This is a genomic window from Streptomyces tricolor (assembly GCF_002155905.1).
In the GTDB taxonomy this organism is placed as follows: domain Bacteria; phylum Actinomycetota; class Actinomycetes; order Streptomycetales; family Streptomycetaceae; genus Streptomyces; species Streptomyces tricolor.
In genome coordinates this window covers 1-16,962 of the sequence record NZ_MUMF01000421.1, presented here as the reverse complement: position 1 = coordinate 16,962, position 16,962 = coordinate 1, and the positions used below count along the sequence as shown (strand labels likewise).

The window sequence follows — 16,962 nt, the reverse complement described above, 5'->3', positions numbered from 1 at the left end:
GCCGGCGCGCCGGCCTCACCCTGGAGGCCGCGGCACGCGCCGCCGGGCTCTCGCCGGCCCATCTGTCCCGCCTGGAGACCGGGCACCGGCAGCCGTCGCTGCCGATGCTCCTGGCGCTCGCCCGTATCTACGGTACGACCGTCTCCGAACTGCTCGGCGAGACGGTCGCCGACCGGGACGCGATCGTGCGGGCCGCCGACATGGAACCGACCCGGGCGGGCGGCTGGACGTACGTCCAGGCCGGGGCGCCCGGCCGCGGCATGCAGGCCCTGCGGGTGCGGGTGCCGTACGGCTCGCAGGGCGACATCGTGCGCGTCCACCCCGGCGAGGAGTGGCTCTACGTCCTCAAGGGGCGCCTGCGGCTGCGGCTCGGCGACACCGCGCACCTGCTCGGACCCGGTGACAGCGCGCACTTCGACTCGCTCACCCCGCACCGCCTCGCCGCCGAGGACCACGACGGCGTCGAGCTGCTGTTCGTCCACACCCTGCTGCAGAGCCCCACGGCCACGCTGTGCCTGGGGCCGCTGACCGGAGAGCTGCCATGAGCGACTTCGAGACCAAGTTCCCCCGTGCCCTGTGGATCCGGCTGCTCATCTACATCGCCCTCGGGCACGTCCTGGCCGCCTTCCTCTACCTGCTGTTCGCGGTGGGCGGCAAGAGCTGACCCGCCGGGCCGGCGTGGCAGGATGTGCGGATGCCCGAGACATCCGATCCGGTGGCCGCGCGCTGGCCGCTCGCCTCGCCGCGCACGGCCGACTGGCTGCGCGAACTGGCCGGGGACGGCGTCACCGGGTTCATGCCGCCGCCGCTGCCGGACGCCGCCTGGGTGCTCAACGCCATGTACGAGCACGAGCGGGGTCCGGACGGCGTGGCCTACGACGCGTACCACCGGGCCCGGGTCGCGGACGGCAGCGTGGCCCGGCATATCGTCGGGGACCTCGACCTCACCGAGGTGGGGGTCGCCACCGGCGGCGGGCTCGGCCGCGCCGGGCATCCGGGCCCCGGCCGGCGGCGGTTGCGCTGGGCGGAACTGGCCGCGCGGACCGGCGACCCCGTGGTGCCCGAGGGACTCCTGCCCTCCTTCCGCTGCTTCCCCTCGGCGAAGCAGGGCGGCAGCTGGCCGCTGCGGATCACGCCGCCCACCGAGGGCAGCCTGGACCGCGAGTCCTGGCACCGGCTGATCGAGGTGCTCACCGCGCACAGCCCGGCGGGCCCGGACACCCCTTGCCTGGCCTACTACAGCCCGCTGATGCTCCGGAACCCCGACTTCGAGAACCCGCACGTACGGGCCGGGCGGCTCGGCGACGCCGGGGACCTCTACGACAACCCCGAGGTCGAGTTCAGCCCGTCCAACCTCTGGGCCGAGGACCGCTCCTGGGTTCTGTGCACCGACTACGACCTGTGGGCCACCAAGGTGGCGGGCCCCGTCCCGCTCGTCGAGGCCCTCCTGGCCGACCCGGAGATCGAGGCCGTCCGCCTGCCCTGGGCCCCCTGACCCGCGGGCCGCACGGCGTTGCCGGCAGCGGGCTCCCCGGTCAGTCGAGCAGGCGCGCGCGCAGCCGCTCGCGGGAGTCGGGGGACAGGCCCAGGCCCTGCGCCAGGTACGTGTCCGTGTCGCCCCAGGTCTCCTCGATGCTCGCGAAGGCCGCCGCCAGGTACTCGGCGCGGGCGTCGAAGAGCGGGTCGAGCAGCGCCATCACCTCGGGGGTGTACGCGGTGTCCGCGCTGCCGCTGCGCCGGACCTTGTAACGGCGGTGCTTGGCGTTGGACTCCAGGTAGTCGGCCACGATCGCGTCCCGCTCGACCCCCACGGCCAGCAGGGTCACGGCTATGGAGATGCCCGCGCGGTCCTTGCCGGCCGCGCAGTGCATCAGCGCGGGCACGCTGTCCTCGGCGAGCGCGTGCAGCACCCGGGAGTGCTCGGCGGTGCGCTCGGTGACGATCTTCCGGTAGGAGTCGATCATCCGGGCCGCGCCCTTGCCGTCGTCCAGGATCGCGCGCAGCTGGTCGAGGTCGCCGTCGCGGACCATCTTCCAGAACTCGGCGCCGTCCGCCGGGTCGCTCAGCGGCAGGTTCACATTCCGCACGCCGGGCAGCTCGACGTCGGGGCCCTCCAGCTTCTGGTCGGCCGCGTTGCGGAAGTCGAAGATCGTGTGCAGGCCCAGGGAGGCGAGGAAGGCCGCGTCCTCCTCGGTCGCGTGCGCGAGATGGCCGCTGCGGAACAGCACTCCGTGGCGCACCCGCCGCCCGTCCACGGTCGGCAGCCCGCCCACATCACGGAAATTGCGCACTCCGGCCAGCTCCGGCTCGGTCGACGGGACCTGCTGCGTCACGGGGGCTCCTCCCGGTCGGTTCCCGCCGTCGCGGCTCGTCGGCGGGCGCTCAGACGACCATACGGCATCGATTACCTCGGGCAATGAGTTGTCCACAGGCATTGTCAGAGGGTCCGCGGCCCCTGATGATGTTGGCACTTGCGCGGATCTGTTGGCACCTGTGAGGTCTCGATGACGGACATCGCCGAAGACGGCCGTACCTGGCTCATGTCGGGCCCCAGCAGCAGCTACGCCCTGCATCTCACCGACGCGGACGAGCTGCTCCATCTGCACTGGGGGCCACGGATCGCCCTGGCCGACGCCGAGGCGCTCGCGGAGCGCCCGCTGCCCGGTCACTGGCCCTTCGAGTCCCCGCTCGACGGTCGTGAGGAGTACCCCGTCGAGGGCGGACCCCGTTTCGTCCGTCCCGCCCTGTCCGTCCGCACCGAGGACCGGCGCGGCACCGAGTGGCGCTTCGTGTCGTACGCCGCCGCAGGCGACGAGCTGCGGCTGCGCTTCGACGACGACGGCGTGGGCGTCACGCTGCACTACCGGATGCGCGGCGACGTCGTGGAGCGCTGGGTGACCGTGGAGAACGGCGGCCACGCGCGCGTGGAGCTGCTCCGCGCCGACGCGGCCACCTGGACCCTGCCCGACCGCGAGGGCTGGCGGCTGTCCCAGCTGCACGGCCGCTGGGCCGCCGAGTCCCGGCTCACCAGCGCCCCGCTCACCTACGGCGAGAAGGTCATCGGCAGCCGCCGCGGCCACACCGGCCACCAGCACCTGCCCTGGGTCGCCCTGGACACCGACGCCACCGAGGAGCGCGGCGAGGTCTACGGCTGCGCGCTCGGCTGGTCCGGTTCCTGGCGCATCGCCGTCGCCCAACTCCCGGACGCGCGCGTGCAGATCACCGGCGGCGCCGGCTACGACGACTCCGGCCTGCTGCTCCTCGCGCCCGGGGAGTCGTACACCACCCCGGTCTTCGCGGGCCTGTGGAGCGACGGCGGCTTCGGCGGCGCGAGCCGTGCCTGGCACGCCTACCAGCGCGCCCATGTCATCCCGGACGCCGAGCGGGACCGGCCCGTGCTGTTCAACTCCTGGGAGGCGACGTACTTCGACATCTCCGAGGAGCAGCAGGCCGCCCTCGCCCGCCGGGCCGCCGAGATCGGGGTCGAGCTGTTCGTGGTGGACGACGGCTGGTTCGGCGCCCGCACCAGCGACCGTGCCGGCCTCGGCGACTGGACGCCCAACCCCGACCGCTTCCCGCACGGCCTCAAGCCGCTCGCCGACCAGGTGCACGGGCTCGGCATGCGGTTCGGCATCTGGGTCGAGCCCGAGATGGTCAACCCGGACAGCGACCTGTACCGCGCCCATCCCGACTGGGTGCAGTACCAACAGGGACGAAAGCGGACGGAGCTGCGCAATCAGCTCGTCCTCAATCTCGCCCGCGAGGACGTCCGGCAGTACCTCTGGGAGCGGCTGGACACCCTGCTGTCCAGCGCCCCGATCGACTATGTGAAGTGGGACTTCAACCGCTGCTTCACCGACGCCGGCTGGCCGGGGGAGCCGTACCCGCAGCGCCTGTGGGTGGACCACGTCCACGCGCTGTACGCCTTGCTGGACCGGCTGCGCGCGGCTCACCCGCGGGTCGCCTTCGAGTCCTGCTCGGGCGGCGGCGGCCGGATCGACCTCGGCGTGCTGAGCCGTACCGACCAGGTGTGGACCTCCGACAACACCGACCCGCTGGACCGGCTCGCCATCCAGCACGGCTTCACCCAGATCCACCCCGCGCGCGTGATGGCGGCCTGGGTCACCGACAGCCCCAACACGCAGCTCAACGGGCGGGTCAGCTCGCTGCGCTTCCGGTTCGTCAGTGCCATGGCGGGCGTGCTGGGGGTCGGCGGCGACCTGACGCAATGGAGCGCGGAGGAGCTGGCCGAGGCCCGCCGGTGGGTGGAGCTGTACAAGGAGATCCGCCCGGTCGTGCAGCACGGCGACCTGTACCGGCTGCGGCCCCCGGCGGGCGGCCTGAGTGCCGTGCAGTACCTCCGGGGCGAAGAGAGTGTCGTCCTCGCCTGGCTGCACGCGCAGAGCCACGGCGAGCCGGTCCCGGCGGTGCGGCTGCGCGGACTCGACCCGGCAGCATCGTACGAATGCCGCGAAACGGGCGAAGTCCACCGAGGTGCCGTCCTGCTGCACCACGGACTGCGCACGGGACTGAAGGGCGACCTCGATGCGACGGTCATCCGGCTGCGCCGCATCTGAGCCTTCTGCCCGAATTAGCGCATTCTTTGTGCCTTCATTCCAACTCGCCGCGGCATAAGGGGCCGTGGAGGAGCGCCGCGTGAGGAGCGTCATACCCGTGACCGTGCGTCGCGCGTCATGTCCACGTAATGCATGGCCTGAAAAGGGAAATTGAAAGGGCGAAGGGCGCGGGAATACACGCTCGGTCACCACGAATTCCCGTATCCGATCATCCGAAACCCGAACAACGGGAACCGGTCGCTTGTTCCGGCGCGTCCTGCTCGCTTACGTTCGCCCTCAATCCGGGCGGAACGCCGAATCCTGCCGCCGCCCGGACTCCGCACACATGACCCGCGTCGGCAGGAGCGGGGGACCCACCAGGTACGACTGCCTGTCCCGGTCTCCGCGACAGGCTAGGGGTGCAGCCGTGCCGCGCACGGCCGGGCAGCTCCAGCCCGAACCCGACAGCTGACCTCGCAGGCGCCGGAGAGGAATTGCGCCATGCCCGCCAAGGGTAAGCACCGACGTCCCAAGACCCCGCGTTTTTCCCGCTCCCTCGCCGTCGCCGGAACCGGCGGAGCCGCCCTGGCCCTCCCGCTCATGGGGGCCACCGGAGCGCACGCCGCGACCCCCGCGCAGCCCGTATCCGGAACGGCCGTGCAGTCCCTGCCGAAGACGGCGGAGACCGCGCAGCAGGACCAGGGTGTACGCACCTACACCGTGCGCAGCGGCGACTGCCTCTCGCGGATCGCCGAGGAGCAGCGGGTCAGCGGCGGCTGGCAGCGGCTCTACGACGACAACCGGCAGGTCATCGGTGCCGACCCGGCGCTCATCCACCCGGGTCTGAAGCTCAGCCTCGGTACGAAGGCCGCGCCTGCCCGCACCGAGTCCGCCGCCCCGAAGCCCGCCCAGCCGGCCGCCCCCCGGCAGACCGCCTCGCAGCCGGCCGCCTCCAAGGCGTCCGCGTCCGGCGCCGCGCAGACCGCCTCCACCGGCTACACCCTGCCGGTGGCCGGCGCCGGCGTCGGCACCGCCTACCGCGTCGCCGGCAGCATGTGGTCCAGCGGCTACCACACCGGCGTCGACTTCGTCGTCCCCACCGGCACCTCCCTCAAGGCCGTCGCCGCGGGCACCGTCGTCTCGGCGGGCTGGGGCGGCGCGTACGGCAACCAGGTCGTCATCAAGCTGAACGACGGCCACTACGCCCAGTACGCCCACCTCTCGCAGCTCTCCGTCTCGGCCGGCCAGACCGTGACCGCGGGGCAGCAGATCGGCCTGTCGGGCGCCACCGGCAACGTGACCGGCCCGCACCTGCACTTCGAGATCCGCACCACGCCGGACTACGGCTCGGACGTGGACCCGGTCGCCTACCTCCGCGCGCACGGCGTCGCCGTCGGCTGACGCCGCCCCTCGCGCCACCCGCCCGCACGCCTCCGAAGGCCGGGCCCCGATCCCCGGGTCCGGCCTTCGGTGTGCCCGGTGACCGTATTCCTGGCTTGGCAAATTCTTTAAGAGTGTCTCATCTCACCGCTCGTCAACCCCTGCTTACGGTCGCGTAAGTCACATCGGAAGGTGAATCATGGTCCTTCGTGGCAGACGATTCGAAGAATGACAACACATCAGTGATCGGGTCGTACGTGGCGGTGGGGGACAGCTTCACCGAGGGCGTCGGCGACCCCGGCCCCGACGGGGCGTTCGTGGGCTGGGCCGACCGGTTCGCGGTGCTGCTCGCCGACCGGCGTCCCGAGGGCGACTTCCAGTACACCAACCTCGCCGTGCGCGGGAAACTGCTGGACCAGATCGTGGCCGACCAGCTCCCGAAGGCCGTCGAACTCGCCCCGGACCTGGTCTCCTTCTGCGCGGGCGGCAACGACATCATCCGCCCGGGCACCGACCCGGACGAGGTCGCCGAGCGCTTCGAGCGCGCCGTGGCCCGGCTGACCGAGGCCGTCGGCACGGTGATGGTGACGACCGGCTTCGACACCCGGGGCGTCCCCGTGCTCAAGCACCTGCGCGGCAAGATCGCGACCTACAACGGGCACGTCCGGGCCATCGCCGACCGGTACGGCTGTCCCGTGCTCGACCTGTGGTCGCTGAAGTCCGTGCAGGACCGCAGGGCCTGGGACAACGACCGGCTGCACCTCTCGCCCGAGGGCCACACGCGCGTGGCGCTGCGCGCCGGGCAGGTCCTCGGCCTGGAGGTGCCGGCCGACCCGGAGCAGCCGTGGCCGCCGCTGCCGCCCCGGGGCACCCTGGAGGTCCGCCGCGACGACGTCCAGTGGGCCCGCGAGTTCCTCGTCCCCTGGATCGGGCGCCGGCTGCGCGGCGAGTCCTCCGGGGACCATGTGACCGCGAAGGGCACGCTGTCGCCGGACGCCATCAAGATGCGCATCGCCTCCGTGGCCTGACCCCGCTGCCCGCGCTCCACCGGCCCGCGCCACGTGCGTGCGCGGGCCGGGGTGCGGGGGTGTGCGGGCCAGAGGTGCGGAGGTGTGCGGGCCGGGCGTGTGTGGGCGCGTGCGCGAGGTGCGGGTTTGCGTGGGCCGGGGCTGCGGGTTTGCGTGGGCCGGGGTGTGTGCGGGGTGCGTGCGTGCGCCGGGGTGTGTGCGGGGTGCGTGCGTGCGCCCACGTCACCGCCCCTGTCGTGGTGTCCGGTTCCGTTCCGGTCGGCGCCCCCGTCGTGCTCACCGGCTCCGCTCGACCGACGCTCCCGCCGCGCTCACTGCTCCCGTTCGGCCAACGCGCTCCGGTCCAGGCCCAGTTCCCGGGCGAGGGCGTCGTCCACCCACTCCTGCGCCCGGTACCGGGCCACCGCGCCCGGGTACGACGTCAGCTGGACCGCCAGCCCGTCCAGCAGCGCGGTCAGCCGCAGCGCCGTACCGGCCGGGTCCGCGCACGCGAACTCGCCGGCCGCGACGCCCTCGGCGATGACCTCCGCGATCGCCGCCTTCCACTCCTTGTCGAGTTCCCGGGTGACCTTCCGCAGAGTGGGCTCGCGCAGGGCCACGGCCCAGCCCTCGATCCACAGCCGCCAGCCCTTGGCCTGCCCGGTCGGCGCGTACCAGCGCACCGCGGCCCGCAGCCGGCGCAGCGCGGTGGTCCGCCGGCCCAGCAGCTTCCGCAGGTGCGCGAGGTCGTCCTCGGCCGCGTACGTGAACGCGGCGGCGACCAGCTTCTCCTTCGTGGAGAAGTGGTACAGCACCAGCGCGTTGCTCACACCGAGGGCCGCGGCCACGTCGGCGATCCGCACCGCCGCCACGCCCCGTTCCTCGATCTGCTCGATGGCTGCCCGCAGCAGTTCCTCCCGCCGCTCCGCCACGCTCAACCGCACTCTCGCCACGGGCTCACCCTAGTCGCAGCCGATCGCGTACGAGCGCCGTCGGTCGGAAGCGGTCCGGTACCGGCACCGACCGAAGCGCCGAACGGATCGTCAGCAGCGGGCGGGCGGACCCCTGCGTGCCCGGACTGTCGGAGGGGCCGACCATAATGGAGGGCCTCACCCACTCCACCGGGAGGTACCGTGACCGGTTTGCGTTCTTCGAGCACCGGGCTGCGCGCGCTGCGGCCCGCTGCGTTCGGCGCGGACCCGGGCGGTGAGCGCCTGGCACGCATCCGCCGCTCCCCGCACTTCAAGGACGGTGTCTTCCAGAACCCCGGTGGCCCGGCCCGCACCCGGCCCTCCGGCTCCACGCTGGACCTCGCGAAGGTCTTCCTCGACAAGGACACCCGGCCGTTGCGCGCCCCCAGGGGAACCGTGCCGGTCCACCCCACGACCTTCGCCGACCTGGCCGAGCCGCCCGCCACCGGACTGCGGCTGACCTGGATGGGCCACTCCAGCGTGCTCGCCGAGATCGACGGTCACCGGGTGCTCTTCGACCCGGTCTGGGGCGAGCGCTGCTCCCCCTTCCCCTTCGCCGGGCCCAAGCGGCTGCATCCGGTGCCGCTGCCGCTGGCCGCCCTCGGCCCGGTCGACGTCGTCGTCATCTCGCACGACCACTACGACCACCTGGACCTGCCCACCATCAAGGCGCTGGCGGGCACGGGCACCCTGTTCGCGGTGCCGCTCGGCGTCGGCGCCCACCTGGAGCACTGGGGCGTGCCGGCGGACCGGCTGCGCGAACTCGACTGGCACGAGTCCACCAGGATCGGCGGACTCACCCTCACCGCCACCCCGGCCCGGCACTTCTGCGGCCGGGGGCTGCGCAACACCCAGCACACCCTCTGGGCGTCCTGGACCGTCGCCGGCGACGAACACCGGATCTACCACAGCGGTGACACCGGCTACTTCGACGGCTTCAAGGACATCGGCGCCGCGCACGGCCCGTTCGACGCCACCATGATCCAGATCGGGGCGTACAGCGAGTTCTGGCCCGACATCCACATGACGCCCGAGGAGGGGCTGCGCGCCCACCTCGACCTGCAGGGCGGAGCGCCGCACGGCGTGCTGCTGCCGATCCACTGGGGCACCTTCAACCTCGCCCCGCATCCGTGGGCCGAGCCGGGGGAGTGGACGAAGGAGGCCGCCGAGGAGGCCGGTCAGGCGGTGGCCCTGCCCCGGCCGGGCGAGCCCTTCGAGCCCGCCGGCAAGCTGCCCGCCGAGGCATGGTGGCGGGGCGTCTCGGGAGACGTCCGGCGCACCTGGCGCTCGGTCGGCGCGTTCGTCGCCGAGCCGCCCGCCCGTGGCACCGCCGACCGTACGCACTGAGCGCGGTGGGCCCCCGCCGTCCCCCGGGCGGGCAGAAGAATCCATTTCCGCGGATAAAACGTACGATTGTGAATGAAATGTACGGTGTACGCGGAGTGCGGCCATGGCAGAGCGCAGCAAACCCGAGAGGCGACGGCGGCTGAGCCGTCCCGTGGTGCTCGCCGCGGCCGTCGCCCTCGTGGACCGAGAGGGATTGGCGGCCCTGACCATGCGCCGCCTGGCCGCGGACCTGGGCGTGGAGCCGATGGCTCTGTACCGGTACACCGACGGCAAGGAGGGCCTGCTCGACGGCCTGGTGGAGGCCTTCTTCGCGGAGGTCAACGAACGGCTGCGGACCTCGGTCGAGCAGGCCCGCGCCGACACGGCCTCTGCCGCCGAAGCGCCCTGGCGGACCGAACTGCGGCGCGTCGCGCGGGCGTTCGCCTGCGTGGTGCACGCCCATCCCGAGGTGCTCCCCGTGGTGGCCGCCCGCCCGCTCTCCGTGCCCGTGGCCCGGCGGCCCGAGCCCTGGCTCCAGCTCACCGAGCACGTGTTCGCCGTCCTCGCCCGCGCCGGATTCGACGACCGCACCGCGCTGGCGATCTACCGCACCTTCGTCTCCTGGACCCTCGGCTGTCTGCTCGTGGACAAGCGCCAGGTGGTGGACAACCCCGACGAGCCGGACCCCGTGCTGCGACTCGGGTTGCACCGGCTGTCCGCCGCCGACTACCCCCGGCTGCGCGCCCTCGTCCCGCACTTCGCCGAGTACGACGACGAACGCGAGCTGACCGACGGACTCGACAAGCTGCTGGGCCGCATGCCCGAGGCCCCCCTTGACGCCTTCTACGGCCGCGGAGCACCCTGAGATGACAATGTACACATCGGGCATATAGCCGTAGAGCGCGACATAGCGCATCCGGCGCCCGGCCGCACCCGGGCGCGAGCGTCGCGTGTGCCCCGCCCGGAAGAAGCCGTCATGTCCAGCACCCCTCAGCCCGTCCTGCGCGTACGGGTCACCGCCCGGGACGTCGAAACCCTGCGCGCCCTCCTGCGCGACACCCACCCCGACGTCGGCGGGCTCGCCCGCCGAGCCGCCGACGGCAGCTGCACCATCGAGGCCTTCCTCTCCCCCGAGCAGGCCGAAGCACTGGAGCGCGACGGCGTGTCGGTCACCCCGGTCGAGGACGTCGCGGCCGCGGGCCGGGAGCGCCAGGCCGAGGTCGGCCGCGGCGACCGCTTCGCCCCCGCCGAAGCCGTCCCCCACGGGCTGGCCGACAAGGTCTAGGGCGCCGGGAGGACCACCATGCCGTACCTGAACATCACCGAGGTCGAGTCCGCCGTGACCAGCCTGGCCACCGCCTTCCCGGGCGCGAGCGACCTGATCGAGCTGCCCGAGCCCTCGGTCGAGGGCCGCGCCTGCCACGCCCTGCGGATCGGCACCGTGCCGGCCGGGACCAACGACTGCGTGGTGCTGATCGGCGGCGTGCACGCCCGTGAATGGGGCAGCTGCGAGATCCTGGTCGATCTCGCCGCCGACCTGCTGGAGGCGTACGCCGCCGGCACCGGTCTCGTGTACGGCGGCACCGGCTTCACCGCCGACGACGTCCGCAAGATCCTGCGCGAACTGGACCTCGTCGTCTTCCCGCTGGTCAACCCGGACGGCCGGCGGTACAGCCAGACCGTCGAGCCGATGTGGCGCAAGAACCGCAACCCGGCGCAGTCCGGCGGCGATCCGGAGCGCATCGGCGTCGACATCAACCGCAACTACGACTTCCTGTTCGACTTCGAGACCGCCTTCGATCCCGCCGCGGCACCGCGCGTCTCCTCCGATCCGGGCGACCTGGTGTACCAGGGCCCCCGGCCCTTCTCCGAGCCGGAGACGCGCAACGTCCGCTGGCTGCTCGACTCCTGCCCGCGCACCCGCTGGTTCATCGACGTGCACAGCTACTCCGAGGCGCTGCTGACCGTCTGGGGAGACGACGAGAACCAGTCCGGGGAGCCGTCCCAGAACTTCCTCAACCCCGCCTACGACCATCAGCGCGGTCGCGGCGCGGACGCCTACGGGGAGTACTTCGCGAAGTCCGACGCCGACGACTCCATGGTGCTCGCGCGGCAGTTCTGCGCGGCCCTGCACGGCGTGCGCGGCCGTACCTACCGGCCGATGTCCGGCTACCACCTGTACCCCACCTGCGGAACCAGCGACGACTACGCCCACGCACGGCACATCGTCGACGAGCGGAAGGGCAAGATCCTCGGCTTCACCGTCGAGTGGGGCGACACGGCCGGCGGCTTCCACCCGCCGTGGGCCGAGATGGAGCGGATCATCCTGGACGTCGACGCCGGACTCGTCCGGTTCTGCCTCACCGCCCTCACCTGACCACGGCACGGCATGGATCGAGGCGCCCGCCCCGGCGGGCGCCTCGATCCGCGGAACGGGCCGGTGCGGCCCGCCGGCATCACGGGGTGCGGTGGAAGAAGAACGGGTCGATGGACGTGGGTACCCGTGTCACGTTGTCCAGGTCGAGCAACTGGTGGTGCACGAAGTCGGCGTGGCGCTGATAGGTCACTCCCTCCGGGAAGTTGGCCAGGTCCGGGGTGTTGTTGCCGGAGAACACCCCGTAGAAGTCCCGGCCCACGGTGAGCAGCCGGATGTAGTCGCCCAGGTACGGCAGGAACCGGGCGACGGGCACGGCGGCCGGAGCCTGATGGAGCACATGCCGCTCCGGCGTGCTCTGCCAGTCGTCGGCCGTCAGCTCCAGCGCCGTCACCCACTGCCGCTGCTTGAACTGCTGGCAGGCGAACCCGAGGAGCCCGTCGGTGTTCGCGGCCAGGGCCGGGTTCTTGGCATCCGTGACGGTGCGGACGTCCCGCGACCAGGTCTGCCCGCCGTCGGCCGAGTGGCGTACGTGCAGCGTGCAGCCCATCTGACCGCCGACCCGGTCGCACCAGGCCACCCAGACGCTCGCCGGGTCCGTCGGGTCCACCGCGATCGACAGGTCGCCGCCGAGGCGCTCCTGCCCCATGAAGGCGTTGAACCGCTCGGACCGCCTCGTCACCACGCGCTGGCCGACGGCCGAGTCGTCGGCGTCCTTGAGGTCCTCGAACGGGTTCGCGCCGACGCCGCCGTTGTCGTCGCGGGTGACGACGACGTCGAAGGTGACGTTCACGATGTCGCCCCCGCCGGCGGTCGCGTCCGTCCAGCTCTCGAAGACCGCGTACACCGTGCCGTCCGGGTGCAGCGCGGTGCGCACGGGCGGCCCGTCCTGGCCGGAGGGCGTGCGCCGTTCCACGACGGTGCGCCGGAAGCCGGCGGGCGCCGGCGCCGTACGGGCGTTGCCGGAGACGTCCACGGCGGCGGACCTCGGGAGGCGCCCCAGGTCGTTGTTGGACACGTAGACGCGGTCGCGCGCGCTGCCGTCGACCCGGACGCTGCCGGCCTCGACCCACGGCTGGTCGGCCCGGTCCCGGCTGACCAGGAGTTCCATGGGCGCCGCCGAGGCGATGTCCGGCGAGCGCAGGATCTGCATGCGCAGGATGTCCCTGAGGGAGGCCTCGGCATTGAGGATGCCCGCGTACAGGGCCCCTCCCTCGGACCCGAAGCCGACCGAGATGTCACCCGTGCCCAGCTGTGCGGTGCCGCCCGGGACGATGCTGCGCATCACCCAGGTGTTCCCGCCGTCGGTCGACACGTAGACCGGGGCGAGGGGGCCGCCCATCGGGTCGGGGGTGAACGCGGTGGCGACGATCTCCTCGGGGTGCTGCGGGTTGACGGCGAGGCTGGGCTCGGCGTCCTGGGTGCGGTCCCCGCTCAGGGCGACGGGGGTGATGTTGACGATCGTGAGCGTGGGCATGCCCGGTCACCTCCGCGCCGCGTGCAGGGTCTCCAGCCGTTGCGCCGGCTGGTAGTCGTCCGGGTGGAGGATCTGGAAGGGCGCCCAGCCGGCCAGTTCGCCCTCGGTGGTGTGCAGGAGCCACATGCCCTGCTGCGAGGGGTGTGGCTTCGGGGCGTCGTACCAGCGGAAGTCCCGGCTGTTGGGGTAGAGCACCGTGAGCAGCCCGGGCGCCACGTCCCCCTGCTCCACGTGCCCCACGTCGAGGTCCGCGAGCCACCAGTCCGGGGCGTGCTCCGAGACCCGTTCGCCCGTGCTCCCGGTGTCCGCCTGGCGCAGTCCGACGACGACGCCGACGACGACCGCGTCCGCCTCGTCCGCGTGCGCGACCATGTCCGCGTCCTGGATGTCGCGTTCCACCGCCGTGAACGGCATGGCGTCGGCGGTCCTGGCCGCGCGGGACACGTGCGGCTGTACGGAGTCGGCGGGCAGCCGCCCCACCTCCCTCACGGCGAGGCCCTCGCCGTAGACCGCCCCGTCGGTGAAGAACGCCGCGGCGTCGCCGACGGCCGGCCGGTCGAGGTCGGCGGACAGCTGCACGGTGACCTCGCTGCCGGCGAGCCGCTTCAGCGCGTCGGGCGCGTGCAGCACCTCGGAGACCCGGACCACGGCGGTGCGGTCGTCGGCCGGGACGCTCGCCACCCGCGAGTCGCCGAGCCGCACGACCGTGCCGAGGAAGCTCAAGGGGGTCCTCCGGACGAGTTCGCTGAGGTCTTCAGGCATGGTGTTCTCCCTCTCGCCTCAGCCTGGTGCCGCTAACGCGGGGAGTGCGCGGCGGCCGGGTGTGTGCGGCGCCATTCGAGCCGCGCGCCGAGGGCGCACACCGCGGTGACCAGCGCGGTGATGGCCACGATCAGCCATTCCGCCGCCCCGCTCCCGGCGTCCGGATCGACGCCGAAGACGAGTTCGATCCAGGTGGGCCGGATCAGCGTGGCGAGGAAGAGCAGCCCGGACAGGGTGCCCAGAGCGACTTCCGCCCAGAAGCGGGTCCGGACCGGGCGCGAACCGTGAAGCGTGCGGAAGGCCATGGGCAGCCTCCCCTCTGTGCCGACGGGGGTGCCGCAGTACACCTACGGAGCACACGTACTACGTACACCAGTCTCCGCTCGGCCCCCAGCCCGGTCAAGGCCAAAGCGAGCACGTTCTGTGACGATCTGCTGGTGACGACCGGGCGGCGAAGGCCCTGCGGAGCCGCCCCGCCAGTCGGTGAAGCGTCCCCGGCGGTGCGCGGGCGGGCGGCTCGACGCGGCGGCACCGGGCGGGCCGTGATCGGTGGCCCCTTCCGTTCCTGACCGCTTGTGACCAGGCCGGATCGGTCCTATCTGAGGTTCGATCGCGCACCGCACAGGGGTCATCGGACTTTCGTACGACGCCTCATACCAGAGCGGGACGCTCCTCGGGGGACTTTGTCAACTGCCCACCGCACATGATGCTCAGGCAACTACTGTGAGTGTCCGTCGGGCGACGCGCGGCCGGGTCCGCCGGTCCCGCCGGCCGACGCCGTGATGACGCGCGCCCGCATCGACGCATGCCCGCAGCGCGCACCGCGGACACAGGCCCGACGGACCAGTACGAGGACGCAGATGTCTCACCTCCGAGCACCGGCCACCCGTGCCGACCGCCGCGAGGGCGGCCGGCACGGGAGGCCGGTCGCGCGACCCGCTCCCGCACTGACCGAAACACACATACGGCCCCAGCTCATGCGGCTCGCCGTCCTGCCGCCCCTCGCGGTCGCGCTCAGCGCCACCGCCGCGGTTCTCTTCAGCATCCGCTCCACCGGCGCACGCACCGGTCCCGTCCTGTGGGCCGTGCTCGCCGGAGCGGTCACCGTGACCGTCGCCGGCATCCTGATCGCCGCCGTGGCCGCCGACCGCGCCGCCCGCTCGGCCACCGACCGCGTCGACGCGCTGCGCCGCACCGCCGCGCGCGGCGAGGCCGAGCTGCACGCTCTGGTCGACGCGCTCCGCCAGGGCGAGGCCCCGCCGCAGCGCGGTCCGCGCCACCGGCCGCCCGCGGACGCCGACGACTTCGAACTGCTCGCCGCCGACCTGGCCCGCGCGCACGACGGCGCCGTCACCGCCGTCGTCCGCGCCGCCCAGCTCTCCAGCCAGACCGGCAGCGAACAGAAGCTGGAGGTGTTCGTCAACCTCGCACGCCGGCTTCAGTCGCTCGTGCACCGGGAGATCTCGATCCTCGACGACCTGGAGAACGAGATCGAGGACCCCGACCTGCTCAAGGGCCTCTTCCACGTGGACCATCTGGCCACCCGCATCCGGCGGCACGCCGAGAACCTCGCCGTGCTCGGTGGCGCGGTCTCCCGCCGGCAGTGGAGCAACCCGGTCAGCATGACCGAGGTGCTGCGCTCCGCCATCGCCGAGGTCGAGCAGTACTCCCGGGTCAAGCTCGTCCCCCCCATCGACGGCGAACTGCGCGGCCACGCCGTCGCCGACGTCATCCACCTGCTCGCCGAACTCATCGAGAACGCCACCGTGTTCTCCGCCCCGCACACCCAGGTGCTGCTCCGCGCCAACCTCGTCACCTCGGGGCTCGCCGTGGAGGTCGAGGACCGCGGGCTGGGCATGCCCGTCGCCGAGCAGAACCGGATGAACGCCCTGCTCGCCGACCCCGACCAGGTCAACGTCGCCAGCCTGCTGGCCGACGGCCGCATCGGCCTCTACGTCGTCTCCCAGCTCGCCCGCCGGCACAGCATCCACGTCCGGCTGCAGACCAACATCTACGGCGGAGTGCAGGCCGTACTCGTCGTCCCCCAGGTGCTGTTGGGCAACGCGCCGCGCGTGCCGGGCACGGCCGACGCGACCGCCGTACCGCCGCCTGCACAGACGGCGGTGACCGGGGGTGCGCGGACGGCGGTGAGCGGGGGCGCGCCGGGCGCCGGGAGCACTCCGGACGCCGGGAACGCTTCCGGCACCGGGGGTGCTTCCCGGCCCGGGGGCGCCGCTGCGGGTGCGGTCGAGACCGCGGCCGGTGCCCAGGCGCGGGACGGTGCCGGCGAGGCCGGGGCGGGCGCCGGGCGGCGGCGGCACGCACAGCGCGGGTCCGGGCGGCGCGGGTCCGAGAGCGGTGCGCGCGGACGACAGGGAGCCGCCCCGCCGCCGCTGCCCGTGCGCGGCGCCCAGCAGGAGCGGCCCACCCCCGCCGAGGCCGTGCCCGGCATCAGTGCCGAGGACCGGGCAGCGGTGGAGGCGCACACGGGCATCCTGCCCACCCCGCGCGTCGGCACGGTCCGCGGCACCATGGACAAGCCCCAACTGCCGCGCCGGCGCGCCCAGGAGCACATCGTGCCGCAGTTGCGCGGCGGCCCCGCGCCGCGTCAGGACAACGACACCGTCGCCGGGCACGACCCCGGTCTGATGGCCGCCTTCCAGCGCGGGATCGGCCTCGCCGAGGCCCAGCAGAGCCTGGACGCGGAGTACGAGGAGCCGTCGTACCAGGAACCGGGGCGCCAGGAGCCGGAGTACGGCACCTCGTCGGTGTACGGCGGCACGGGGTACGGAGACATGGGCCCTGCCCCCATGGATGCCGCGCACATGTCCGGCGCCCATCTCCCGGCCCCCGCGCCCGACTCCTCCGAGCCGGCACGCGTACGCCCCGAGCACGGCGGCGGCTCGGACCATGTCGGCACGCCACACAGCGGCGGACACCACAGGGGCTCCGACCACATGGCCTCCACCCACATGGCCCCGGACCCCACAGGCCCGGGCCACTCGGCCACGGGCTACACGGCGCCGGGCCAACCGGACCCGGGCCAACCGGATCCGCACCACACGGATCCGCACCGCACGGATCTGCACCGCACGGATCTGCACCGCAC

At 73.0% G+C, this 16,962-nt stretch carries 16 protein-coding genes and 1 riboswitch; of the genes, 11 read left to right on the top strand and 5 right to left on the bottom strand.

Annotation, left to right across the window (positions count from 1 at the left end):
* From CCN44_RS27995 to CCN44_RS27985, 3 genes are all read left to right on the top strand, one after another.
* Positions 1 to 545 (top strand): helix-turn-helix domain-containing protein (locus CCN44_RS27995; protein ID WP_086700579.1); only part of this gene is annotated, 545 nt, incomplete at its 5' end.
* Positions 542 to 664, top strand: coding sequence for a DUF6126 family protein (locus CCN44_RS27990; RefSeq protein WP_059254606.1), 123 nt, complete (start codon positions 542 to 544; stop codon positions 662 to 664). The genes CCN44_RS27995 and CCN44_RS27990, both read left to right, overlap by 4 nt.
* A gap of 30 nt (positions 665 to 694) precedes the next feature.
* The gene (locus CCN44_RS27985; RefSeq protein WP_059254607.1) at positions 695 to 1,495 is read left to right on the top strand and encodes a hypothetical protein; all 801 of its coding nucleotides are present in this window, start codon (positions 695 to 697) and stop codon (positions 1,493 to 1,495) included.
* A gap of 40 nt (positions 1,496 to 1,535) precedes the next feature.
* Here the strand turns inward: CCN44_RS27985 and CCN44_RS27980 are convergent, their stop codons facing one another.
* Positions 1,536 to 2,333 (bottom strand): tyrosine-protein phosphatase, encoded by a 798-nt coding sequence (locus CCN44_RS27980; protein WP_059254608.1) that lies wholly within the window; start codon positions 2,331 to 2,333, stop codon positions 1,536 to 1,538.
* Between the two features lie 171 nt (positions 2,334 to 2,504).
* Between CCN44_RS27980 and CCN44_RS27975 the strand changes: the two genes are divergently transcribed.
* The 3 genes from CCN44_RS27975 (at position 2,505) to CCN44_RS27965 (ending at position 6,964) form a co-directional block, all read left to right on the top strand.
* Positions 2,505 to 4,577: an alpha-galactosidase gene (locus CCN44_RS27975; RefSeq protein WP_086700576.1), complete on the top strand. Its 2,073-nt coding sequence runs from the start codon at positions 2,505 to 2,507 to the stop codon at positions 4,575 to 4,577.
* A gap of 321 nt (positions 4,578 to 4,898) precedes the next feature.
* A riboswitch (cyclic di-AMP (ydaO/yuaA leader) is annotated at positions 4,899 to 5,052 on the top strand.
* 5 nt (positions 5,053 to 5,057) lie between these two features.
* Positions 5,058 to 5,957: a M23 family metallopeptidase gene (locus CCN44_RS27970; RefSeq protein WP_086700573.1), complete on the top strand. Its 900-nt coding sequence runs from the start codon at positions 5,058 to 5,060 to the stop codon at positions 5,955 to 5,957.
* 221 nt (positions 5,958 to 6,178) lie between these two features.
* Positions 6,179 to 6,964, top strand: a complete 786-nt coding sequence (locus CCN44_RS27965; RefSeq protein WP_059254611.1) for an SGNH/GDSL hydrolase family protein — start codon at positions 6,179 to 6,181, stop codon at positions 6,962 to 6,964.
* Between the two features lie 311 nt (positions 6,965 to 7,275).
* On the opposite strand, the gene CCN44_RS27960 is transcribed toward CCN44_RS27965, so the two are convergent.
* Positions 7,276 to 7,896, bottom strand: a complete 621-nt coding sequence (locus CCN44_RS27960; protein ID WP_086700571.1) for a TetR/AcrR family transcriptional regulator — start codon at positions 7,894 to 7,896, stop codon at positions 7,276 to 7,278.
* A 180-nt stretch (positions 7,897 to 8,076) separates the two neighbouring features.
* Here CCN44_RS27960 and CCN44_RS27955 point away from each other — a divergent pair, with 180 nt between their 5' ends.
* From CCN44_RS27955 to CCN44_RS27940, 4 genes are all read left to right on the top strand, one after another.
* Positions 8,077 to 9,261, top strand: a complete 1,185-nt coding sequence (locus CCN44_RS27955) for an MBL fold metallo-hydrolase (RefSeq protein WP_059254613.1) — start codon at positions 8,077 to 8,079, stop codon at positions 9,259 to 9,261.
* Between the two features lie 103 nt (positions 9,262 to 9,364).
* Positions 9,365 to 10,105 (top strand): TetR/AcrR family transcriptional regulator, encoded by a 741-nt coding sequence (locus CCN44_RS27950; protein ID WP_059254614.1) that lies wholly within the window; start codon positions 9,365 to 9,367, stop codon positions 10,103 to 10,105.
* A 111-nt stretch (positions 10,106 to 10,216) separates the two neighbouring features.
* The gene (locus CCN44_RS27945) at positions 10,217 to 10,525 is read left to right on the top strand and encodes a hypothetical protein (protein ID WP_059254615.1); all 309 of its coding nucleotides are present in this window, start codon (positions 10,217 to 10,219) and stop codon (positions 10,523 to 10,525) included.
* A gap of 18 nt (positions 10,526 to 10,543) precedes the next feature.
* Positions 10,544 to 11,617: a M14 family metallopeptidase gene (locus tag CCN44_RS27940; RefSeq protein ID WP_086700568.1), complete on the top strand. Its 1,074-nt coding sequence runs from the start codon at positions 10,544 to 10,546 to the stop codon at positions 11,615 to 11,617.
* Positions 11,618 to 11,696: 79 nt separating this feature from the next.
* On the opposite strand, the gene CCN44_RS27935 is transcribed toward CCN44_RS27940, so the two are convergent.
* From CCN44_RS27935 to CCN44_RS27925, 3 genes are read right to left on the bottom strand one after another with little or no spacing between them, the layout of a single operon-like run.
* Positions 11,697 to 13,091, bottom strand: coding sequence for a hypothetical protein (locus CCN44_RS27935; protein ID WP_086700566.1), 1,395 nt, complete (start codon positions 13,089 to 13,091; stop codon positions 11,697 to 11,699).
* 6 nt (positions 13,092 to 13,097) lie between these two features.
* On the bottom strand, positions 13,098 to 13,853 hold the full coding sequence (locus CCN44_RS27930; RefSeq protein WP_143649994.1) for a hypothetical protein: 756 nt from the start codon (positions 13,851 to 13,853) through the stop codon (positions 13,098 to 13,100).
* Between the two features lie 32 nt (positions 13,854 to 13,885).
* A complete protein-coding gene (locus tag CCN44_RS27925; RefSeq protein ID WP_059254619.1) occupies positions 13,886 to 14,158 on the bottom strand; it encodes a hypothetical protein in 273 nt (90 codons plus the stop codon).
* Positions 14,159 to 14,713: 555 nt separating this feature from the next.
* Here CCN44_RS27925 and CCN44_RS27915 point away from each other — a divergent pair.
* Positions 14,714 to 16,962, top strand: a 2,249-nt coding sequence (locus CCN44_RS27915; protein ID WP_276329131.1) for an ATP-binding protein, incomplete at its 3' end; no start/stop codon positions are given.

What these genes read in the sequence shown, in the direction of transcription:
- CCN44_RS27970 (WP_086700573.1), top strand. Translation starts at nt 5,058, where the DNA reads ATGCCCGCCAAGGGTAAGCACCGACGTCCCAAGACCCCGCGTTTTTCC.
- CCN44_RS27990 (WP_059254606.1), top strand. Translation starts at nt 542, where the DNA reads ATGAGCGACTTCGAGACCAAGTTCCCCCGTGCCCTGTGGATCCGGCTG.
- CCN44_RS27925 (WP_059254619.1), bottom strand. Translation starts at nt 14,158, where the DNA reads ATGGCCTTCCGCACGCTTCACGGTTCGCGCCCGGTCCGGACCCGCTTC.
- CCN44_RS27935 (WP_086700566.1), bottom strand. Translation starts at nt 13,091, where the DNA reads ATGCCCACGCTCACGATCGTCAACATCACCCCCGTCGCCCTGAGCGGG.
- CCN44_RS27945 (WP_059254615.1), top strand. Translation starts at nt 10,217, where the DNA reads ATGTCCAGCACCCCTCAGCCCGTCCTGCGCGTACGGGTCACCGCCCGG.
- CCN44_RS27975 (WP_086700576.1), top strand. Translation starts at nt 2,505, where the DNA reads ATGACGGACATCGCCGAAGACGGCCGTACCTGGCTCATGTCGGGCCCC.
- CCN44_RS27985 (WP_059254607.1), top strand. Translation starts at nt 695, where the DNA reads ATGCCCGAGACATCCGATCCGGTGGCCGCGCGCTGGCCGCTCGCCTCG.
- CCN44_RS27930 (WP_143649994.1), bottom strand. Translation starts at nt 13,853, where the DNA reads ATGCCTGAAGACCTCAGCGAACTCGTCCGGAGGACCCCCTTGAGCTTC.
- CCN44_RS27940 (WP_086700568.1), top strand. Translation starts at nt 10,544, where the DNA reads ATGCCGTACCTGAACATCACCGAGGTCGAGTCCGCCGTGACCAGCCTG.
- CCN44_RS27950 (WP_059254614.1), top strand. Translation starts at nt 9,365, where the DNA reads ATGGCAGAGCGCAGCAAACCCGAGAGGCGACGGCGGCTGAGCCGTCCC.